This is a genomic window from Fibrobacter sp. (genome assembly GCF_017545445.1).
Classification (GTDB): domain Bacteria; phylum Fibrobacterota; class Fibrobacteria; order Fibrobacterales; family Fibrobacteraceae; genus Fibrobacter.
This window is the reverse complement of record NZ_JAFWOM010000027.1, coordinates 17899-38370: the sequence shown is the minus strand read 5'-3', so window position 1 is coordinate 38370 and position 20472 is coordinate 17899. Positions and strand designations below refer to the sequence as shown.

Sequence of the window (20472 nt, the reverse complement as noted above, 5' to 3'; positions counted from 1 at the left end):
TTAGGCGGGGTAGGGGTTACCTCTACAAAAAAGAATTGAAATCGACATCGTCCAAATGAGTGCACTCAATGTCGGAAGCAAACTATTTAATTTAGATCGTCTATTAACGGACCCAACCATCTTCCGAATCGACATCCGATTAGACAAAACTGAAGATAACAAGACAATCAGCGACATATCTATCGGAAGCGCCATCTTAAATACAGTTTTAGGTTTTACCGGAATGGCAATCCCTGAAAAAAGTTTCTTCTCGAATATCATACTTGGCGGATTATGGTTTTCGTCCGGGACTACAAAACTAATCCTCTGGGGCAACAATGTCTCCGGCGTATCTCTCGCCGAAAGCCATGCTTTTGAATGGTTTCTCCGTCAAACGACATACGACAACAAGACGCATTACTCATTCAAAGAATTTGGTTTTATCGAGGAGGTCGGCATCCAATTCGGCATTATGTTTGCACAGGCAACAGCTGGAGTTTCTTTCGAAATCACGAATAAGCAACGTAACATCGGATGTTTTTTGAAGTTAGTCACGCTCCCCATCCCAGTAGATCATCTCCCTCGCACGAACGAACAAACCAAAGAATAGTATCCTTGATTGTGTTTGGACACTGCGTGTCCTACCTTAATCGGCTCGGAAATAGAAACAAATATACTTGTTCCTGCTTCGCTCGCCTCATAAGGTTTCACGTGAAACAATCGCAAACCGAGGAAATGACAGTAAACTTGTTTACTGACATTTCCGAGGTGCAGCAAGTTGGCTCCAAAGGAGCAAACAGTCGATAGCGAGAGTCGCGACGGGGTGCTCGCACACCGGCATGACCGAGCATAAGACTGTAAGACTATAACGAAGTTATAGTCGCGACGGGGTGCTTGCACACCGGCATGACCGAGCATAAGACTGTTAGACTATAACGAAGTTATAGTCTCAACAATAGCGAGGTGAGCGCAACAAAAAACACTTGCACTTTTTTATTCATTTGATTAAATTTACGCATAACTTAACTGAACATGCTATCTGGCTAGCAAAATTTTTATATACTATTATAAATACAATCTCATCTTGGAGGGTTTCATGAAAACAAAATATTTTCTTTTGGCAGCTGCACTTTTTGTCGCCTGTAGCGATGATTCCACTAGCACAGCCGTCAATAATCCCGCAGAATATACCTACACCGACTGTCTTCAAACAGTATTCGATTTTGAGAAATCGATTCTTTCTGCATACGACAAGGACTATCATGGTTTAGTAACAGACAGCCTGTACATGGACAAGGGGAGTGCCAGCAGCAGAGGCAAATCTATCTACATTTATAAAGCCTACTGGAGCGGTACACATCTCGACAGCGCTTACGAAGCAAACCTCCGCAACGGAGAATGGGCATACCAGACCACCGTAAACGCTCTGGAACCCAAAGTTGTACACGAAGGCAACGTCTGGACGATAACTGCAACAGCTGGCGGTAAAAGCGACACGATGACCATCTACTTCGACGGAGATTCTCTAGCTACTATTTCATCCTACGAAAACGGCAAAGACACTATTATATATGTCATGAAAAAGGATACCCTTTTTAGAATGGACCAATACGAAATTATCGTCATGGATGAGAACGATAAAAACACTTGCTATAGAAGAGAACATCGCGGCGACATTTGGTACACTTGGAATCGTTATGAAACAGGAATCAAGGACGGAATGGTTATATATACCGATACACATATGGAAGATGGGGAAGACCGCAAGACCGGAACTTACTTTATGTTCTACCGCTAATTTAAACAAGCTATCAAAATTTTTATATACACTAATACAATCTCATCTTGGAACGATTAATGAAATCAAAATATTTTCTTTTGGCAGCTGCACTTTTTGTTGCCTGTAGCGACGATTCTAGCAGTACATCTGTTAACGACACACCAAGCAATAACGGCCAAAATCTAGCTGAACCCTCTTACACCAACTGCATTCAAACTGTCTTAGAATTCCAAAGAACAAAAGCTACTTCTTTCAGCGAAAATGGAATAGCCATAGACAGTGTATATTGGGACTACGGTTCAGCTAACAACAGAGGCAATTCCATCTATACTTATAAAAACTATTGGACCGGCACACACATCGACAGCACTTACGAAGCAGAACTCCACAATGGTGAATGGGCTTACCGAACCACCATAAACACTGCGGAAACTAAATTCTTTCATGAAGGCAACATCAGTACACTTATTTCAATAAAAGACGGCATTAGTGATACTGTTATTACCTACTTCGATGGAGACTCCCTAGCCACCACATACACAGAAAAAGGAGGAAAAGAAACCCGTATCTACGTTTTGAAAAACGACACCATCTTCAATCCTATTGACACCGAGCGGATTATAGTCATGGACGAGAATGACAGCAACACTTGTTACGATAAAATGCATCGTGATGGAAAATGGTTTATCTGGGATCGCTACGAAGCAGGAATAAAAAACGGAATGATAGCACTCACCAAAACATCTATCGAGGATGGGGTAGATGGTAAGACCGTGACTTTTTTCATGTTCCGTCGCAAACAGCAATAATAATTTAGACTTTTATAAATTCACTTCCTCCCCGAACAAGGAGGATTTTTTTTCAGCTCTCATCCCGCGTATGTTTCACGTGGAACATGCAAGGTTGTCATTTTGACATTCGGATTAACAACATTTGTGCAAGCACAAAACTAGCAGCTCGGTCATGAAAACAAGCAAGCTTGTTTTCGCGACACTCGCTTTAACAGTTTTTGCGCAAGCGCGAAACCGACGGTTCGGTCATAAAAAATAAGCAAGCTTATTTTTTGCGACTCTCACCTTAACAGTTTCTCAACATTTATCAAAATGTTATCAACATATATTTTATAAAAATTTGAATGTGGGGGAGTCTGTTGATTGTTTTCTAAAAAAGTTATGCTAAATTTCAAATCGGATTGAAATTTTATGTTGGGAAAAATTCTCGGTTTCACGTGAAACAATCGTAATAACGAAGTTATAGTCCCAACAGTCGATAGCGAACCAAATCCAATAAAACTTAACTGGATCCTTCCCCTTACGGGTCAGGATGACGGCGAAAAGAAAATTGAGTTATAAAGAAAACACTGAACAGAAGAATCTTTTGAACCAGTTCCTTGCAGAACATGGCGTACAGCTGTCCGAAGAAACGCTCGACAAGCTTTACCAGTTTGCAGATTTGGTCGTCGATACTAAGGAATTCGGGAATCTGATTTCAGCGAAAGATGCAGGAAAATTCTTGTCCAGACACATCGCCGATTCGCTGGTACCCTATATATATATTAGACGAGAGACGAGAGACGAGAGACGAGAGAATGTTCCAGAATCTCTTTCATCTTTGCTCTTCGAGCCAAGACTTGTCGGCTCAGCTATGGATGTGCAAGCACCTCCACAGCATTCGCCTCTTTCATCTTTCGTCTGTAGCGAGCCTGCAAGCGTTCTCTCGTCTAAACGCTGGGCGGATATGGGTGCGGGAGCGGGCTGCCCGGTTTTTCCGCTTGCGATTGCAATGCCAGAGATTCAGTTCTATGCGGTCGAACCGCGTCACATGCGTGTGAACTTTATGCAGATGGTCAAGGAAAAACTGCACTTGGACAACTTGACTGTCGTAGGCAAACGATTCGAAACTTCCGGCCTCACGAACCTTGACTTTATCAGCTGCCGCGCTCTTTCGACTTTCGAAAACGACTGGGAACGTGCATTGCCCGGACTTAAAAAAGGCGGAACTTTCGTGACGCTGAAAAGCTTTAACAATATTGCCCATTTGGAAAACGATCCGAAAGTGCATATTCAGAAGTATGAACTTCCAGAAGAAGAACAGGTGTACGCATTAGTCACCCGAGGTAATAATGAGTAAAATTATTGCGATATGCAACCAAAAAGGTGGCGTCGGTAAAACTACTACGGCCGTGAACTTGGCCGCGAGTTTTGCAGCCCTTGAAAAGAAGACTCTTCTTATAGATATGGACCCGCAGGGGAACGCCTCGCAGGGTTTAGGTTTCTTAGAGTCACAGGACATGGATATCCATGAAATTTTGGATATGGCCGGAAACCCGGACAACTTGACGCTCGAAAACATCAAGCCTGCCATCTTGGAAACGCCGCTTGACTTTTTGAAAATGATTACCGCAGGTCCTGACCTCGCCGTCATGGAAATTGAACTGGTGAACGCCATGAGCCGCGAACGCAGACTTGAACGCGTGATGAACATCCTCAAGCAGGAATTCGATTTCATCATCATCGACGCACCTCCGAGCTTGAACTTGCTCACCATCAACACGCTTACCGCAGCTACAAGCGTGCTTATTCCGGTGCAGTGCGAATACTACGCTTTGCAGGGCATGACCGAACTTTTCAAGACTATCCGCGAAGTGCAGAAAAATCTGAACTCTAGCTTGAAAATCGAAGGCGCCCTCCTCACGATGTACGATTCACGCTTGAGCCTCTCAAAGCAGGTCGCCGAAGAAGTTCGCGAAAACTTGAGCGACACCGTTTTCCAGACGATGATTCCGCGCAACGTAAAATTGTCCGAAGCTCCGTCGCATGGTAAGCCGGTCATCCTTTACGACGTGCAGAGCACAGGTTCGCAGTCGTACATGAAGCTCGCCGAAGAAATATTGAATAAGGAAAAGTGAATTAGGTTTTAGGGATTAGGCCGTTAGGGATTAGGATAACACATTCCGACAACTAAATCCTGCCTACTTCCTACCGACTACTTCCTACTGACTACTAACCACCAACCACTAACCACTAGTCACTATTATGGGTAAACAAGCACTTGGTCGCGGTCTCTCTGCAATTTTTAAAGCGCACGATGTTCTCGGCAACTCTGTCGATAACGCTATCAACAATTCCGCAGCTCCCGAAAACGCAAACACGGACAACCAGAAAATCGTCGAAATCGACATCGACTTGATCGACCCGAACCCGTTCCAGCCGCGTAAATATTTTGACGACGACGAACTTGTCGAACTTGCGGAAACTATCGAAAAGCACGGACTTATCCAACCGATCGCTGTCCGCAAGGTGGGCGACCGTTACCAGATTATCAGCGGTGAACGCCGCACCCGCGCATCGAAACTTGCCAACTGCCGTACCATCAAGGCACAGGTTTACGAAAATCTCGACGACAAGACCATGAGCGAATGGGCGTTGATTGAAAACATCCAGCGTGTCGATTTGAACCCGATTGAAATCGCTCAATCTTATCAACAATTAATTGACAATCATAATTACACGCACGACGACCTGGCAAAGACGGTAGGCAAGTCGCGTTCCGCCATCACGAACGCACTCCGCCTTTTGAAACTCCCGAACCAGGTGCAGGCTTGGATTCAAGAAGGCAAACTTGCAGGCGGCGCCGCCCGTGCACTTTGCAGTGAAAAAATTGCAGACCCCGAAGCTCTCGCAAAACGCGTCATCGAAGAAGGCCTGAACGTCCGCCAAATCGAGGCCATCGCCCGCGGCGATGGTTCGACAGGCTCACCAACCGATTCAGCAACCGAAAACGACAAGGGCACTGATCCAGTCGAAGGGGGCGAAGAAGAACTTCCGCCGGAAGTCCATGGCAGCGAACCGCCAGCTGCTCCGACACCGAAACCGGAACTCAGCGCCGACATGAAGCAGTTCGAATCCCGTCTCGAAACATTCTTCGGGACAAAGGTCGCCTTGAACCCGAACGCCAAGGACCAGACCAAGGGCACCATCGTCATCAACTACTATTCCATGGACGACCTGACCCGCATTCAGGAAATTATGGAAAACCGTTAACGGTAAAAACGTGAGTCGCAAGTATTACACAATCCAAATCATTCCGGAAAATACGGATGGCGTCAGGAAATACCGTATTTCGAGCAAGCAGTTCGTCTTGTTCCACATCGGGCTTGTCGTTGTCGCCATAATCCTGATTCTATTCATTCTCCACATCGCAAAAATCAACAAGACGCTTGCGAATTACGAAAAGATGCGCGTCCACAACGCCCAGCTCGTCAAGCAAAACGCAAACTACGAAGAGCTCTTTTCGCGACTCGATTCGCTGTGGATCATGGAAAACCGAATCCAGAATATTTTCGAGACGTTCCTAGAAAACGACTCCAACAAAATCAACAGCATCATCGAGCGCAACCGCTTTGCGCACGTGCCGTCCAGCAAGAACGATATCGATTTCGAAGGAATCCACAACTGGCTCACGACCGACGAAAAAATCAGGATGGAACGCATCCCGAACGTCATCCCGGCAGTCGGCATCATCAGCAAGAAGTTCTCATACGAAAACAGGCACTTGGGCATCGACATTTCAGCCCGAAAGGGCAACCCGGTTTTTGCATCCGGCAGTGGTAAAGTCGTCTTTGCAGGTAACAGCGGCGACCTCGGAAACACAATTACCATCGACCATCAAAACGGATACAAATCAACATATTCACACCTCAAGAGTATTAGAACCAAAAAAGGGGCTAATGTTACAAAAGGTGAAGTTATCGGCTACATAGGCGATACAGGCAATACAAGCGGTCCGCACTTGCATTATTCCATCACCAGGAACAATTTACCGCAGGATCCTGAAACTATATTTACTTACTAGGGAAAAACATGGCTATCAAGAATGAACAAGAATTGACTCAAGTCGGAAATGCAGTCCAGGTCAACGGAGATATCATCGGAAAGACGGATGTAAGGATTGCCGGCAAGGTCCATGGGAATGTACTAGTCGATGGTGAACTGGTACTTGAAAAATATGCAAATATCGAAGGCGATGTCAAATGCAGCGCTGCCCTTATTGCAGGATCCATCAAAGGCAATGTGGAATGCAAGGGAAAGCTTTTCCTTCAAGACAACGCACAAATCATCGGAAATGTAAAAGCTGAGCAATTAATCATTAACGAAGGTGCCATCTTTCAGGGCAACTGCGAAATGACTGCTATGCTTCGCAAGGGGAAAGACAAGTAATCAACCGACTATATTAAATAATACTATGTATATTTATATATGGTAATTAATATTTAATGTAGTGAATAGTGGATAAAAAAATAAAGCCTAGAACGTAAGTCAATGATATTCAACGAGATACGAAAATAAACAGAATGTGGATTAATGTTGAAAATTTAAATTCTATTCACATTATTCAACGTTGATAGATGTTGAACCCTAGTTTTCAATGTTTATTCACGAAGTAGTCACGAAAGTATGTTGAAGATCGAGTTGGGAGTAGAGGAAAAACCGTAAAAGTGTGAGATTCATCACACAAAACAAAAAACGTAAATAAATCAATCGCTTTTTATTCTCAATAATTATATTCTAGTATGTTCTACGTAGAAGGTATGGAAAAAAAAGTACTTAAGATAGGCCAGATATCCGATATCCATATAGGAGAGGATGCTAGCCTGATGCAAGGGATAGATGTTCGCAAGAACTTTCTTGCTGCATATTGCTCCGAATCAATGAAGGATTTGGATCTTTTAGTGCTTTCTGGTGATTTGGCATATGAAAACGCCGAACCTGGCGCATATGTTTATATTTCTAACTTGCTGAAGGACTGCAAAGTTCCTGTTTGCATTATTCCGGGAAATCACGATAAAGTGGAGGTCATGGAAAAGTACTTTGACCTGAAGGGGAAAGTGCACAACGGCAAGTGTTATTACCGTTACGATATTGACGGTCGTTCGATTTTCTTTTTGGACAGCACCGACGGGACTGTATCGGCAGACCAACTTTCGTGGTTTGAAGAAGAAGCTGCAAAGATTGAAGATGAGATATTGCTTTTCTTGCATCATCCGCCTTGCCATTGCGACCACAAGTTCATGGATTTGCGCTATGCGATGAAGAATATCGAAGAAGTCCAGGCGACGCTTGCTAGAGTCAAAAATCTCAAGCATATTTTTGTCGGGCATTACCATTACGAGTCCGTTGTCGATATTGGTAACCAGATTGTGCATGTGACTCCATCGACTCAAATGCAGATTGATCCGAGCAAATCGTTCTTCTGCTTGAGTTCGGCGGCTCCTGGGTGGCGTGTGATTGAATGGGGTGAAAATTTTTTAGAAACTAGTGTTTATTTTTCAAAAACCCCTTGAAAATTCTAAACGCTTTTGCTAAATTTGCAATCAATGGCGGTTTAGCTCAGCGGTAGAGCACTGGAATCATAATCCATTGGTCCGGGGTTCAAATCCCTGAACCGCTATTAATTCAAAAAGAAGAGGCGAGCATGTCAAAAAAAATTCTAGCAATTTCACTTTTGGCAGTCGCCTCTCTTTTTGTTTCTTGTGACTCCAAAGACGATACTAAGGCGGCAAATACGCAGGCTGTAATGCCTAAGTCTAAGCCGATTCTTGACAAGATTCCGTTTACGGCTCCTGCGAAATCTACGATTACAGTTGAAAAAGCTAATTTCTATGCAAAGGCGAGCAATGGTCTCGTTGAACTTGCCGTGAAATGGTCGGAGCGTATCGACAAGGCGAAAGATACAGAAAAGCTCCAAATTCTCAATGCGTACAATGTGGCACGTGACCAGCTTTGCATCCGTGCAGGTCTCAAGAGTGGCATTGATGAATACAATTGGATTACGAATGTCGCCATGAAGAATCCGGAAAACAAGGCTGCCTTTGAAAAGGCCGGATTTAAGATGAAGTAAGTTTTAGGTGTAAATTCACCATAAGAAAAAACGCGAATAATCGCGGTTTTTTTGTTCTGTTCCACCGAAAGCAAAGACAATAATAGCCAATCCAACAAGAAAAAAAAGTGGCTCATGGTTCTCTTGAAGTTGAACATGGCAGCGGCAAGCTTGGCGTTGAGCATGCACTCTTGGCATCTGGATATGCATGTGTGTGGAATGCTCGCACGAACGAGTCGAAGAATCCCGCGTGGCTTCATCAAGCTTGAATTGATTGAAACAATTTGAGCTTACAAGGTGGTTTTCTGTATTCTGGTCTGGCGTTTTCCGCCATTCCGGAATGCAGGTTTATTTTCGTCGGAATATTTACATACTAAAGTGGCTTTTTGCAGTATAAAGTATGTAAAAACGTTTTGTTTACTTTATATGTTTACATACTGAAATTTATTTTTTTCTTTTTAGTATGTAAAAAAATCAGAAAAAACGGTGAGAATAGCCCGAAAAACACCTTTTTTGATGTCAGAAAATGCTTTTTCGGTGTTTTTCCGGAGATTTTTGATGAAAAAGGCGGCAAGTTTACATACTAAGAGCTATAAAATTTGAATTTAGTATGTAAAGTCCTTAAAAATGGCTGATTACTTTATTGTAAACTTCCACTTGACGTTCAATAATGCCGTCCCAGGTGAAGCATTCATCAATGCGTTTGCGGGCGCCGGCGAGAAGTTTTCCGGTCAACGATGGATCACTAGCGAGTCGTTTGAATGCGTCGGCGAGAGCGACGGGATCTTTTTCGGGAATGAGAATTCCGGACTCTCCGTCAATGACGACATCCGGGATGCCGCCGACGTTGCTTGCCACGATGGGAAGTCCAAGCTCCATGGCTTCGATGAGTACGACTCCGAGGCCTTCGGTGTCGCCCTTGCTATCGACGATGGCTGGGAGCACAAAGACGTTTGCAGTCTTGTATTCGTTCGCGAGGTCTTCAGGAGAAAGCTTACCCGTGAAAATGATGGATGCAGGAGATCCTTCGATTTCGCTAAAATTGACTGGATCCTTCGACTTCACTTCGTTTCGCTCAGGATGACACAAGGTTGGTGCCTGTGCTGAGCAAGCTTGCTGCTTGAGTTGCTCGGTCAGGTCGCCGACACCGACGATGCGGATTTCGAATTCGTTTTGGGGCAAGTATTTCGCGGATTCGATGAGGTAGCGGATTCCCTTGCGTTCGATGTGTCGACCGACAAAGAGAATCTTGAACTTGCCGTTCACCGGATGCGGGGTAATCGTGACTGGATGGGGCGTCGCCCCAACCTTTGAGGCTCGGTCATATCCATGCAAGCATGGCTGCGACTCTCGCCTTTTAAGGTTGTCTTCACGTTCGTTCAGGATGACATCTCTCTCGTCTCTCGTCTCAAGCGTCGTTCCGTACGGGCTCCATTCGACGTTGACATTGCGGAGCGCCTTGATTTTAGAAGCGGTGAAGCTGGAGTTTGCAAAGATGGCTTGAGCTTGTCCAATGGCGAATTTTAAAAGCGGTTTAACCCACTTCTTTTTGCGGATGAGCAAAAGTTCTGCACCGTGGAAGTTCAGCACGAGCGGAATCTTGAAAAGCTTTGCGGCGCCAAGCGCGATATAGGCATGCGGGAACGGCCAATGGGCGTGAATTACATCGGGTTTCCATTTGCGGCAAATCCGAAGGCACTGGATGAACCCGTTGATGATGTAAGGAATGGCGAGCAGTTGCAGCCACGGCTTGGAGGCCATCTTGCTTGGGGCGCCTTCTTCGTGCGTGAGGATTTCCCAGGCGGCAGGCGCGTAGCGGAAGCGGTTTACGGGGGTACCGTCGATGTCGTGGCTTTTGAGGCCCTTGTAGGCGGGAGCTAGTACTTGTATTTCTACGCCCGCTTTTTTTAGGTGGGCGATGGAAGTGCGTAGCCATGGAACTTCGGCGTCTTCTTGGAAACGCGGATAGACAGAGCCTATGACGAGAACTTTCATTGTTCCTGCTTTTCTATTTCTTGTGCCTTGACGTCTTGGATGCAGGCGGGATAAACAATGGGTCTTACGATTTTTTCGATTACGAGATCCATGATGCTAAAGCCATGACTCGATGCGGTTTGCATTAAACGACCTACGAGTCGAACCCAGCCTTCGATTTTCGAGTCCAGCAGCAAAAGTCCGATTCCGCTATCGTGTTCCAAAAAGCCAAGGATATCATCGCCACGTTTGTTCTTGGAGAGTGTTTCCATGAAAATATTCCAGAACTGCTGCGTGTTCGTATCGTTGCCCAGCGTATTTTCGATGGTTTCGAAATCAAATTCAATATAGACGAATGAGCTATTGTCTTCGTCGCTGCGGATAATTTCTTCTTGACAACGTCGTTCAAAAATATCTTCAGTATAGATGGAGATATTGTATTGATGTTTTTTTATCAAGTTGAAGAGGTAGTCCTTCATCATCGCCTCTAATTTAGTCTATTTTTTAGCTATGCAGCGATTGTTAAAATTAAAAAAAGTGCTGAAGAGCAGTGTTTTGGCGACTTCGGTCGAAAATTTTAAAGTTATTAAGACTTTGACGAACAAATACCGTCCGATGACGGCGTTCGAAATCCAGATTTTAGAGAAAAATGGGAACAGCTGCGATGACTGGTCCAAGGTGCTGGTCGAGCCGGATTTTGACCCGAATAGGATTTTCCGTTCGAGTTTCATGGGCGATGTGCGCCTTCCGAAGTTCTTCGGCACGCTTCTTCTGCCGGGCGATGTTTCTGTCGCGACAGGCATTTACGATTGCATGGTGCACAACTGCATTATCGAGAACGCGCTGATTTACAAGGTCTCTACGCTGAGCAATGTTCTTGTGCGTAGCAGTGCGGTCGTGCAGAACGTGGGCACGCTTGTAAGTAGTGGCAAAATCAATTACATGGTAGGTTCTTCCATCAATGTCGGTAACGAGATGGGGGGACGTGAAGTGTTCGTTTTCCCGGAAATTACGACGGAGCTTGTCGATTTGCAGCTGTTCCACAAGGCAGAACAGAGCGTCCAGGATTCGTTCGTGGAAATGCTCAAGACATTCAGGTCCGAGCTTGCGCTGCCGTTCGGGATTGTGGGGAAGGGCGCAGTTGTTTCGAATACGAACATTATCCGCAATAGCTGGATTGGGCAACATGCCCGCGTCGAAGGGGCTGCAAAGATTCGCAATTCCATCATCATGAGTTCGCTCGAAGAGTCAAGCCATGTCTATGATTCCGTGATTCTTGAAAACACGGACGTGCAGATGGGCGTGAAGGTGCATACGGGTGCCGAAGTGCAGAACTCCGTGTTGATGAGCCGTTGCAAGGTAGGGAGCAAGGCGATTGTGAAGTCTTCTATCATTGCTCCGTGCTGCCATATCGAAGAGGGTGAAGTCAACAGTTCGTACATGGGGCCGATGACGCAGATGCACCACCATTCGCTGTTGATTGCGGCGCTTTGGCCGGAAGGATGCGGCAACTTGGGCTATGGCGCGAATGTCGGCAGTAACCACACAGGCCGCATGCCGGACCAGGAAGTGATGCCTGGGCAGGGGATGTTCTTCGGGCTTGGTGTGAATATTAAGTTCCCCTCGAATTTCCGCGAGTCGCCGTTCACTTTGATTGCAAGCGGTCTTACGACTTTGCCGCAGCGGCTTAAGTTCCCGTTCTCGTTGATTCACGCGGGCGACCCGCAATTGGTGGGTGTGGCTCCACGGTTGAACGAGATTGTGCCGGGCTGGAATTATGCGAAGAACGCATATGCGCTCGACCGCAATGCGTATAAGTATGGCGTACGTGGAAAGGGACTTGTGTCATCGACTTTCTATTCCATTTACAATTCCGAGACGGCCCGCCTTGTATTTGATGCGTACAACCGTTTGCAGGTATCGAAGGTCAAGGACGTTTATACTAAAAACGATATCGACGGGCTTGGCGAAAATTTTTTGCGTGAACGAGTACGTCAGGATGCCATCAAGACATATACCGATTATTTGGAATACTACGTGTTCGATTTGATGCTTTCGTTGGTCGAAGGGGATGAATCGCTTTTGAAGCAGTCTCCGCGCGAGTTGCGCAAGCTCCTAACGGATACGAATAAAGAAATTGCAAGGGTTGTTAATTTACCCGAAACCCTAGACGATTTGGTAAAGCGTTTTAGGCAGCTTGGCAGGGATTGGTTCGAGAATGTGAGCCATGGCCTTGATCGCGATAACGAACGTGGTCGCCAAATTTTTGATGATTACGATAGCGCACATCCGATCGATAAGGGATTCATGGAATGGGAAAAGGTGCGGTTCGAAGAAGCTACCAAGCGTTTGAATGCGTTTGTGAAGAATCTCGCTTAGGCGTGTGAACTGCGCGGATTTTTTCTGTTATGTTGTTGTATATTTTACTTTGTGTGGAGGTTGCCGCACGGATTGCGATTGAAATTCGCGAACGCAGGCTTACGCAGTTGCGCGGTGGCGTGTTTGCGGTTTTGCGATTGATTCCGCTAGTGAACGACTTTGTGCCTTTGCCAGAGAATCGCAGCGATCCTCCGAATAGCTTATTCGTAGAGAAGCACGAAGAAGGGCACAAGGCGTTGCACCATGCGGTGTTGCGGAACTTGATGAAGGTTGCGTTGTGCATGGTGGCAGTGTGGTTCTTTGTGGCGTTGCTCAAGCGCTGGCATGTAAGTTTTTTCGAAGCGGTGCTGTGGCTGCATTTGGTAGCGATTCCGTTCAAGTGGTTTTTCAATTGGTATTGCTGGACTCAAGAATACGAGGCGGATGCGTATGCTTTCAAGGAAGTAGGGAAGCAGAAGGCGAAAGCCGCGATGCATGAACTTGCCGCTTGCGAAATCCCGTATTCAAAGTTTTTTGCCTCGATTTACAGGGAACACCCGACCGTCGCACTACGCAGCCAGAGAATGTTGAAAAAAGTGATTAGTGGTTAGTCAATAGTCATTAGCCATTAGTTATTTGTTAATGCTTCTCCGTCATCCCGAGAAGCAAAGCGACGAGGGATCCAGTCAAGTCTTGTGTTCGCATTACAAGATTTCACTGGATCCTTCCCCTATCACTACGCTCCAGGGTCAGGATGACGTGTGTAGCGACACTGTTCGGAATGACGTTCCTAACCCCATACCCCAAAGCACCCGTAAGGGTGCGAGCTCATACCTAACCCCTAAAACCTATAACCTAACTCCTACTCAAACTTCGCTTCTTCTATTTTGCGGTTGTGCAAGACTTCATCTACCTTCTTTTTCAATGTGTTCAATATTTCGTTCTCGTGAATTTGAAATAGTTGCTGTTCTTTTTTCAGGAACGGTTTGATGACCCGGACAAGGCAAATTATTATGCCGGCGATGATGATTGTGCCGGTGGTAATGCTAATCGGGAATGTGGTGCTTAAGTGGTTTGAGTAGAGTAAGAAAGCACAGCAGATATTGACGGCTAAAAATGCGAATGCAATATAAACCGGTTTCAAGTTGATGGGGGTTGTGGGGTTATTCGGTTGTTTTGCGTCAAGTTGTCGTTCCGTGTTTTGGACGATATCTCTGAGAATGAAAGCGTCCATTATCGGGAAGAAAGAAAAGAAGACGGCTATCCACGGGGAAAATGTCGTGGTCGCTACTTCCCGCAAGTTTGCTTCGGCACGGAAAATCCACAAAAGCCAGAACAGGCGAGAAATGAATGCCGCAACAATGGTAATAAAAAAGCATGGCATAAAGAAGGTAAACATGAATAAAGCGGCTTTGCCATTGATATCTTCTAGAGCGGTTGCTAGTATGATGCAGTCTGCAATGCTGAAAATTACTAGTAAAACAGCAAAAAACTTAAGCGAAAGGAGTAGTTTTTCTCCATTTGGAGCGTTGTCTTGCATAATCCCTCCTTTTTGTACAATATACAAAAGGTGCACTACGGACTTTTGGCGGTGAACCCGGTTTTACTTGTGCAAGAGCTTTATTTTTTTGTATATTCTTTGCCACAGAGGTTTTTATGTCACGAATGAATGTTTTTGAAGCGCAAAATAGAATGGATGGTCGTGGTATTTCGCAGAGAAGCGGATTTTTTCACGCAGCTTTTTTAGTGGTATTTGCGTTTTTGGCAGTTTCTGCCCATGCTTTTGATTTGTCGGTCAAGGCGAATGTCGATAACGCGCAGGTTTTTATTGGCGACAAGTTCAATTACGAAATCCAGGTCACGGCGCCTGAAAACGCCATTGTCGATTTGCCGAGCTTTGTCGGGAACCTTGGCAGTTTTGAAGTCAAGGAAATGAAAAACGAGAAAATTACCGAGGGCATGCCCAAGGGGATGGCGAAGTTCACTTGGCTTGCGACGCTCAACACGTTCGTGGGCGGCGACTTTTTGATTGCCCCGCAAGAGGTGAATGCCATCGTTGGCACGGATACTATCAAGACGCACACGGACCCCGTCGCGGTCAAGGTCTCTGCACGCACGAACGGCGAAGAGGCGGACATTATTGAAGTCGAAGACCCGATGAGCGACCCGAGACTTCCGCAGTGGCTCTATATTCTTTTTGTAGTGCTTGGCGTTGCCTTGCTCGTGTTCCTTGGATGGTTCTTGCATAAGAAATTTGCAAAGCGTGGCGAAGCTCCGCAGCTGCCGCCATACGAAGAGGCCGTGCTTGCGCTCAAGAATCTGCGCAACAGGAATTACCTCGCCGAAGGCAATCAGGGTGATTACTTCATGTCGCTCGGGTTCATCACTCGCCGTTACATTGAAAGGCGTTTTGAAGTCGATATTCTCGATGCGACCGTCGCCGAACTCAAGAAGCGCATGTCGCATGTGGCAGGGCTTCCGCAGGCGTACAAGGAATCCGTCGTGACGCTTGCCGTCGAAACCGAACCGGTGAAGTTCGCGAAGATGAAGCTTGAAGCGGAACGCTGCACGTTCTGGATGGAATGGGCCGACCGCCTGCTCGAAGATACGAAACCGATGCCGGAAGAAGAACAGCAGAAGAAAGAGGCCGCGAAGACTTCTGTGAAAAAATAGTGTCGCAGTTAATCGTCGCGGTGGTTCTTTTCGTAAATTTGGTCAATGGCCGCACCGACGGGGCTGTGTTGCAACTTGTCGATAGCGTTCATGGTCGCCTCTTCTGCTCCATCTAGAAAATTCATGACTTTGTTATAAATTCGGTCGCAGCCTGCTTCCCACGAGGGGCCGATTTCTTCCATGTAGTTGGCGACGCGTTCCAAGCCATCTTCGACTGCCTTTGGAAACAGGTCGTGTGCAATATCGATAATGCTTTCGAAAATGCCCATGGATTCTTCGGCATCTTCGTCAGTGACGTTTTCAATTTCCGGTTCGATTGCTTTGATTTGTGATTTTGTAGCAGCCATTTTGGCCTCCTTTTGATGTTGTCATTGCGTGCCAAGGGCGTGGCAATCTCTTTTGCGTTTAATTTAACAGATTTTTATACGTGCTCAAATAGGCAATATTTTTGCGTTCTGAAAGTTGGAACTTTTAAAAAAGTGTGTGTTTGAGCAAATTGGGCTAAAAATGCATGAAATCGCGGATGTTGCTGTAAAAACTGGAACTTTTAAATTTTGGCTGCAATTGCACAAAAGCTCTACAATTGAAATTATCTTTAGGGTATGATTAGCGTATCTCAGAAAATTAAGGTGGCATCGTCGCATTTGCTGCGTAGCCAGATGGAACTCGACGTCGAAGATTATGGGCTCAAGGGGATTGGCGACTTGTGTAACCGCATTCTTGCCCGCTATGCGGAGTTCCCCGTGCCAGATGTAGCCCAACTTGCGATGGATGATACTTTGTACAAGACTGTCGCACCGCTACAGTTCTCGCTTTCGAAGACTGGCGAAAGTTTTGCGAATTATGCGAATAACTTAGCAAGTGCCCGTAATATCAAGGTGGCGACTCTTTGCCGCTATTACTTTGAATGTTATGTCAACTTGCCTCGCGGTAAACGTGAATGCTTTATCTTCGGCGATGATTTGAATAAACTATTGAATGCTATGGAAAAGCGGGTAAACGTGACGCTGAACTATCGCGGTGACGTGAAAAACGTTTCGCCATGTTTTTTGGCTTTTTCGTCTTCGCAAGTGCGTGCCTATATCGTTGTGTGCGATGGCAATGTGAGTAAGCTTGTGCCAAGCCGTTTCCATTCGTTACGCCTTTGCCATATCAGGGGTGTCGCCGCCGATCTAGAAAGCGAAGCGTACCATTGCGAAAATTTTGAGCTTTCGCATCAGGTTGATCTGTACCGCGAACATTTCGATCCGTTCCTCTGTTACGGGCAAAGTGTTAAAGTTCGATTGACGGAGAAAGGTGCGGAGCGTTACAACAAGCTCACGACGAACCGCCCGAAAATAGATGGTGCAGAAGTTTGTGGTGCTGGCGATTACACTTTCGAGTGTTCCGAAAAACTCGCGAAAATCTACTTCCCGCAGTTCCTTGCCGAAGCCGAAATATTGGAGCCGCGAGATTTAAGGCTCTGGTTCAAGGAAGAGTTTGAACGGGCCGCGAAAGTTTATAGCGGACAATAAATTGTTGAGTCTTAATCCTCGTCTTTAATCAAGCGGACGGATGCGTACTCAGGATATTCCTCGTCATCGTTTTCGTCAACGCCATTTTCGAAACGCACGCTTGTATAGAATTTGTTACGACCGATTGCGTGACTTAATGGGTCAACCGTTTTTTCGACACACCAGAAGTGAGCCGAAAAATCAATGAAATCAAAGTCATCGTTGTCATAGCGCATTCCCCCAGCGACCATGGAAAAGCCGTACTTATCGGAACTTGACTCGATCCATTCCTCCGAAGCGAGAACGCTCAAAACGTCCTTGCAGCGGGAATCTTTTTTGGCAAAGCGGATCATCGTTTCCCATTCCTTTCTTGTCGGCAAGTGCCAACCTTCGGGAATCGCTTCTTCCAAGCCTTTTTCGTTATACAGATAACCGTATTTGTCGAAGTACTGGTAATCGTCATCGTAGGCTACACAGTCATCGGAATTTAACTCGAATTTTAGATTTTCGGCGAGCCATACCTGGTTACCGATTTTGCAGGTCTTGTATTCTGTACTGTCACGCGGGTCAACGAATGTCCCCATTTCGGCAGCGGCTCTCTTTGCGGTCATTTCGCCCTCGGTCTGGGGCTGGGCGGGCTTCTTGGGATTGACTATAACGGACATAAGCATTCCTTTTTATGATAATTAATTTACTTTGGATACCGCAAATTTAAGAACAAAAGGAGTACAATCAAAGCGATTTTTTTGCAGGACATATTTCTTGCAACTTTTGATTTTGAATAAAAGTTTCAATTGCTGAAGCTTAAAAAGCGACTGTATGGATAACACATGCAAAATAACAAATTTTTTGAGAGCGGGCGCAATTTTCGAAGTTCCATTTTTTGGAACCTTGATATTTTAAGCGTTTGAAACTTTATATGTATCGCTTATATTTGGTGGTGAAAACTCGAATTTTTAAAAACTTAATAGGAGACTCAAATGCCTAGACTTAAAAGAGCCGTAGTGAGATGCGAAAAATGCAATTCCGAATTCGAAGTTTCAGAATCATTTGCAAAGAGTATGAGATATTGCCCCGCATGCAGTAGTGCTCTAGCACCATCCATCGAGGAAGTTCAAAAGGACCTCAAATTTTTAGTCGCTTCGTACATTGACAAATACGGCATGGACTTCGTGCTCGATGCCATCAAGAGTATCAAAATGAAAGAAGGAGTCACTGCTTTGCAAGCACTTTCGGATGAGTACTATTTGTTGAGGTAAAGGAAACTCCTCCGCAGGGGAGGAGTGAGTATCCTTTATTTGTTGGGTGTATTGCCAAGTTTTTTGAGAGGTAAAAAATCAATTCTTCTTCCAAGATTTGTCAATATACGGATGCCAAGAAACATGAGTGTAAGGAACTTCATCTAAAATCTTTTTGGGCTTCCAAAGGGTTTTCTTGTCCTTTGTAAAGAGTTCTTTCATTTGATTCGCGTTACGAGCATTTCGAATGGTTTTGTTAGTGACAAAATACTCGTATACATGAGATAGTACTGTGTTACCATTATTATCAATAATCATATCATCTTTAGGTTTGCAACTTTCATAGTTGACTTTTATGCCAAGTTTCAAAATAATTTCATCAGGACTTTTGCCATTTAGTGCCCATTCTAACAAGATATAAAATAATATCGCATTATCACAAACAGATTTTAGTTCACCTTTTTTAGTTTCATAATCCAAAATTCTAAGCCTTTTTACACATTCAATAATTGCATTCACTTTAGCACAAGGCATTGTATTCTCATCAGTATTCTCATCAATTAAATTATCTCTTTTTTTAAAATCGAAAAAATCTATAATGTCATCAATTATACCGGCATTTAGAATCAACTTATCGGTTTTTGAAATTTCGTTGTCATTCTCGTTGTCTGTCTTCAGGCGATATATGAGTTCTTTGAGTTCTTTCTTTACATCAAAAGATTGTATAACATCACCAATTATATCAGCATCTAGAATCAACTTATCGGTTTTCGAAATTTTTTTGTTTTCTATCAAGTGATATTTGGTTGACTTGAATTCTATGAGATCTTTTTTAAAATCAAAAAAATCTATAATGTCATCAATTATACTAGCATTTAGAATCAACTCATCGGTTTTCGAAATCTCTTTGTTTTCTGTCAAGCGATATTTTATTTCCTTGAGTTGTTCCCACAGACGATGTAAAGAATATTGAACTTCTAGTTTATCAGCAAGAGTTTCACCATCAAAATACGTGGCATTATCAAAATATGCCTCTGCTTCATCATTTACTTCATTTTCAACGAATTCAAAAATATCATGGACATCAGCTATAGCATGCCCCATCTCGTCAATTATATTTTCTAGTTTCTCAATTTCAGAAAGAGGGCGATATAATGGAAGGCCCACCAATTGACAATTAGGTTCAATTGTTTTTAAATGAGTTCTTAAGATTTTGCCATCAAAAGTGTCATCTATTTCCCATATTTTTTTAGCGGTATCCTCAAAAATTTCGTTGACGAGGAAGTTACGTGTTTTTGCTCCATCAATAATAATTTCTATCGGTTTTACTATATCGAGTAATTGGCAAAACGCAGTACTCCATTCTTCGAGTTGCTGTTTTTCATCATCTTTGAGATTTTTTATTTTGGTAAACGGGAAATAATAATAGATGGTTTTTTCAATAGGGTCGTTCTCTGGAGATTTACCGTCCAAAGCTAAAGAACTATACTTTTTTCGGAGGTCCTTGCGGAATTCACCATTTTTAAATGCTGGAGCATATTTATTGTCTGCATTTAAATTAGGTATTTTTTTACTACCCACAAACACCCTCATTCCTCCACTAGGAATTGGAGGGATAGAAAGATATTTTTCATATTTCGCTTGTTTGAAAAACTCTCGTAGTTCGCCAATTTCTTTTGTTTTCATATTTCTATCTCCTTTTTCTGTATATATATACCTTTTTTGGAAAATTTCCAAATTTATTTTTGAGCATTCAGGTTTCGCCAAACAAAAAAGAAATGGTATATTTGGAATATAACAAGAGCTAAAAAGCTCTGAGTCAAATCAACCCAAGACAATCTCCCGAAAAGGCCCTAAAAGCCCACAGGATAGCGCATGCTACCCTTATCTCGAATGTTGTCTTAAACCATAAGGAAGGTAAATATGCATACGAATACACCCACTAACCGAGAACTTTGTGCTCACAGTATTCGTGGGGTGACCTGCCAAGTTTTGTTTAACCCCTATTCTTGCTAAGGACTCGTCGTGTTTATTCTAGCTGCTCTGATAATCAACTCTCTAGTGGACTAATCCACTTCAAACCTAATCATTAACCACA

22 protein-coding genes and 1 tRNA gene are annotated in these 20472 nt (G+C 44.3%); 17 read left to right on the top strand and 6 right to left on the bottom strand.

The annotated features are described in order from the left end of the window. The first annotated feature begins 55 nt into the window (after positions 1-55). The 12 genes from IKG78_RS03225 to IKG78_RS03170 all read left to right on the top strand — a co-directional run bounded on the left by IKG78_RS03225 (position 56) and on the right by IKG78_RS03170 (position 8926). Positions 56-589, top strand: coding sequence for a hypothetical protein (locus IKG78_RS03225; RefSeq protein WP_290939192.1), 534 nt, complete (start codon positions 56-58; stop codon positions 587-589). 486 nt (positions 590-1075) lie between these two features. Continuing rightward, the gene (locus tag IKG78_RS03220; RefSeq protein WP_290939189.1) at positions 1076-1777 is read left to right on the top strand and encodes a hypothetical protein; all 702 of its coding nucleotides are present in this window, start codon (positions 1076-1078) and stop codon (positions 1775-1777) included. Between the two features lie 59 nt (positions 1778-1836). Beyond that, positions 1837-2568 (top strand): hypothetical protein, encoded by a 732-nt coding sequence (locus IKG78_RS03215; protein WP_290939186.1) that lies wholly within the window; start codon positions 1837-1839, stop codon positions 2566-2568. Positions 2569-3082: 514 nt separating this feature from the next. Next, positions 3083-3889, top strand: a complete 807-nt coding sequence (locus tag IKG78_RS03210) for an RsmG family class I SAM-dependent methyltransferase (RefSeq protein ID WP_290939182.1) — start codon at positions 3083-3085, stop codon at positions 3887-3889. Further along, positions 3882-4667, top strand: a complete 786-nt coding sequence (locus tag IKG78_RS03205; protein WP_290939178.1) for a ParA family protein — start codon at positions 3882-3884, stop codon at positions 4665-4667. The genes IKG78_RS03210 and IKG78_RS03205 overlap by 8 nt, the downstream gene beginning before the upstream one ends. Positions 4668-4794: 127 nt before the next feature. After that, on the top strand, positions 4795-5802 hold the full coding sequence (locus tag IKG78_RS03200) for a ParB/RepB/Spo0J family partition protein (RefSeq protein WP_290939174.1): 1008 nt from the start codon (positions 4795-4797) through the stop codon (positions 5800-5802). Between the two features lie 10 nt (positions 5803-5812). Then, the gene (locus IKG78_RS03195) at positions 5813-6613 is read left to right on the top strand and encodes a M23 family metallopeptidase (RefSeq protein ID WP_290939171.1); all 801 of its coding nucleotides are present in this window, start codon (positions 5813-5815) and stop codon (positions 6611-6613) included. Positions 6614-6621: 8 nt separating this feature from the next. Further along, positions 6622-6978, top strand: coding sequence for a polymer-forming cytoskeletal protein (locus tag IKG78_RS03190; RefSeq protein WP_290939168.1), 357 nt, complete (start codon positions 6622-6624; stop codon positions 6976-6978). A 371-nt stretch (positions 6979-7349) separates the two neighbouring features. Continuing rightward, positions 7350-8102, top strand: a complete 753-nt coding sequence (locus tag IKG78_RS03185; protein WP_290939165.1) for a metallophosphoesterase — start codon at positions 7350-7352, stop codon at positions 8100-8102. A gap of 35 nt (positions 8103-8137) precedes the next feature. Next, a tRNA-Met gene (locus IKG78_RS03180) sits at positions 8138-8209 on the top strand. 24 nt (positions 8210-8233) lie between these two features. Then, positions 8234-8659 (top strand): hypothetical protein, encoded by a 426-nt coding sequence (locus tag IKG78_RS03175; RefSeq protein WP_290939162.1) that lies wholly within the window; start codon positions 8234-8236, stop codon positions 8657-8659. A 114-nt stretch (positions 8660-8773) separates the two neighbouring features. Then, on the top strand, positions 8774-8926 hold the full coding sequence (locus IKG78_RS03170; RefSeq protein ID WP_290939159.1) for a hypothetical protein: 153 nt from the start codon (positions 8774-8776) through the stop codon (positions 8924-8926). A gap of 333 nt (positions 8927-9259) precedes the next feature. Here IKG78_RS03170 and IKG78_RS03165 read toward each other — a convergent pair whose 3' ends face one another. Together IKG78_RS03165 and IKG78_RS03160 are read right to left on the bottom strand one after the other, a co-directional pair. Next, on the bottom strand, positions 9260-10633 hold the full coding sequence (locus IKG78_RS03165) for a glycosyltransferase (RefSeq protein ID WP_290939155.1): 1374 nt from the start codon (positions 10631-10633) through the stop codon (positions 9260-9262). Next, on the bottom strand, positions 10630-11094 hold the full coding sequence (locus tag IKG78_RS03160; RefSeq protein WP_290939151.1) for a hypothetical protein: 465 nt from the start codon (positions 11092-11094) through the stop codon (positions 10630-10632). The genes IKG78_RS03165 and IKG78_RS03160 overlap by 4 nt, the downstream gene beginning before the upstream one ends. A 28-nt stretch (positions 11095-11122) precedes the next feature. On the opposite strand from IKG78_RS03160, the gene IKG78_RS03155 reads away from it, so the two are divergent. Further along, positions 11123-12991, top strand: a complete 1869-nt coding sequence (locus IKG78_RS03155) for a DUF4954 family protein (protein ID WP_290939148.1) — start codon at positions 11123-11125, stop codon at positions 12989-12991. A gap of 29 nt (positions 12992-13020) precedes the next feature. Continuing rightward, positions 13021-13581 (top strand): M48 family metalloprotease, encoded by a 561-nt coding sequence (locus tag IKG78_RS03150; RefSeq protein WP_290939145.1) that lies wholly within the window; start codon positions 13021-13023, stop codon positions 13579-13581. A gap of 251 nt (positions 13582-13832) precedes the next feature. Here the strand turns inward: IKG78_RS03150 and IKG78_RS03145 are convergent, their stop codons facing one another. After that, positions 13833-14510 (bottom strand): hypothetical protein, encoded by a 678-nt coding sequence (locus IKG78_RS03145; RefSeq protein ID WP_290939142.1) that lies wholly within the window; start codon positions 14508-14510, stop codon positions 13833-13835. 116 nt (positions 14511-14626) lie between these two features. Here IKG78_RS03145 and IKG78_RS03140 point away from each other — a divergent pair, with 116 nt between their 5' ends. Continuing rightward, entirely contained in the window at positions 14627-15643 is a 1017-nt protein-coding gene (locus IKG78_RS03140) for a hypothetical protein (protein WP_290939139.1), read from the top strand. Between the two features lie 8 nt (positions 15644-15651). On the opposite strand, the gene IKG78_RS03135 is transcribed toward IKG78_RS03140, so the two are convergent. Then, the gene (locus IKG78_RS03135) at positions 15652-15990 is read right to left on the bottom strand and encodes a hypothetical protein (protein WP_290939136.1); all 339 of its coding nucleotides are present in this window, start codon (positions 15988-15990) and stop codon (positions 15652-15654) included. 255 nt (positions 15991-16245) lie between these two features. On the opposite strand from IKG78_RS03135, the gene IKG78_RS03130 reads away from it, so the two are divergent. Next, positions 16246-17157 carry a WYL domain-containing protein gene (locus tag IKG78_RS03130; protein ID WP_290939131.1) on the top strand — a complete coding sequence of 304 codons (912 nt, stop codon included), beginning with the start codon at positions 16246-16248 and terminating at the stop codon, positions 17155-17157. 11 nt (positions 17158-17168) lie between these two features. Here the strand turns inward: IKG78_RS03130 and IKG78_RS03125 are convergent, their stop codons facing one another. After that, positions 17169-17801, bottom strand: coding sequence for an FISUMP domain-containing protein (locus IKG78_RS03125; RefSeq protein ID WP_290939129.1), 633 nt, complete (start codon positions 17799-17801; stop codon positions 17169-17171). A 315-nt stretch (positions 17802-18116) separates the two neighbouring features. Here IKG78_RS03125 and IKG78_RS03120 point away from each other — a divergent pair, with 315 nt between their 5' ends. Beyond that, the gene (locus tag IKG78_RS03120) at positions 18117-18395 is read left to right on the top strand and encodes a hypothetical protein (protein ID WP_290939126.1); all 279 of its coding nucleotides are present in this window, start codon (positions 18117-18119) and stop codon (positions 18393-18395) included. A gap of 78 nt (positions 18396-18473) precedes the next feature. Here IKG78_RS03120 and IKG78_RS03115 read toward each other — a convergent pair whose 3' ends face one another. Further along, complete coding sequence (locus IKG78_RS03115; protein WP_290939123.1) at positions 18474-20060, bottom strand: hypothetical protein; 1587 nt, start codon at positions 20058-20060, stop codon at positions 18474-18476. Positions 20061-20472: the final 412 nt, after the last annotated feature.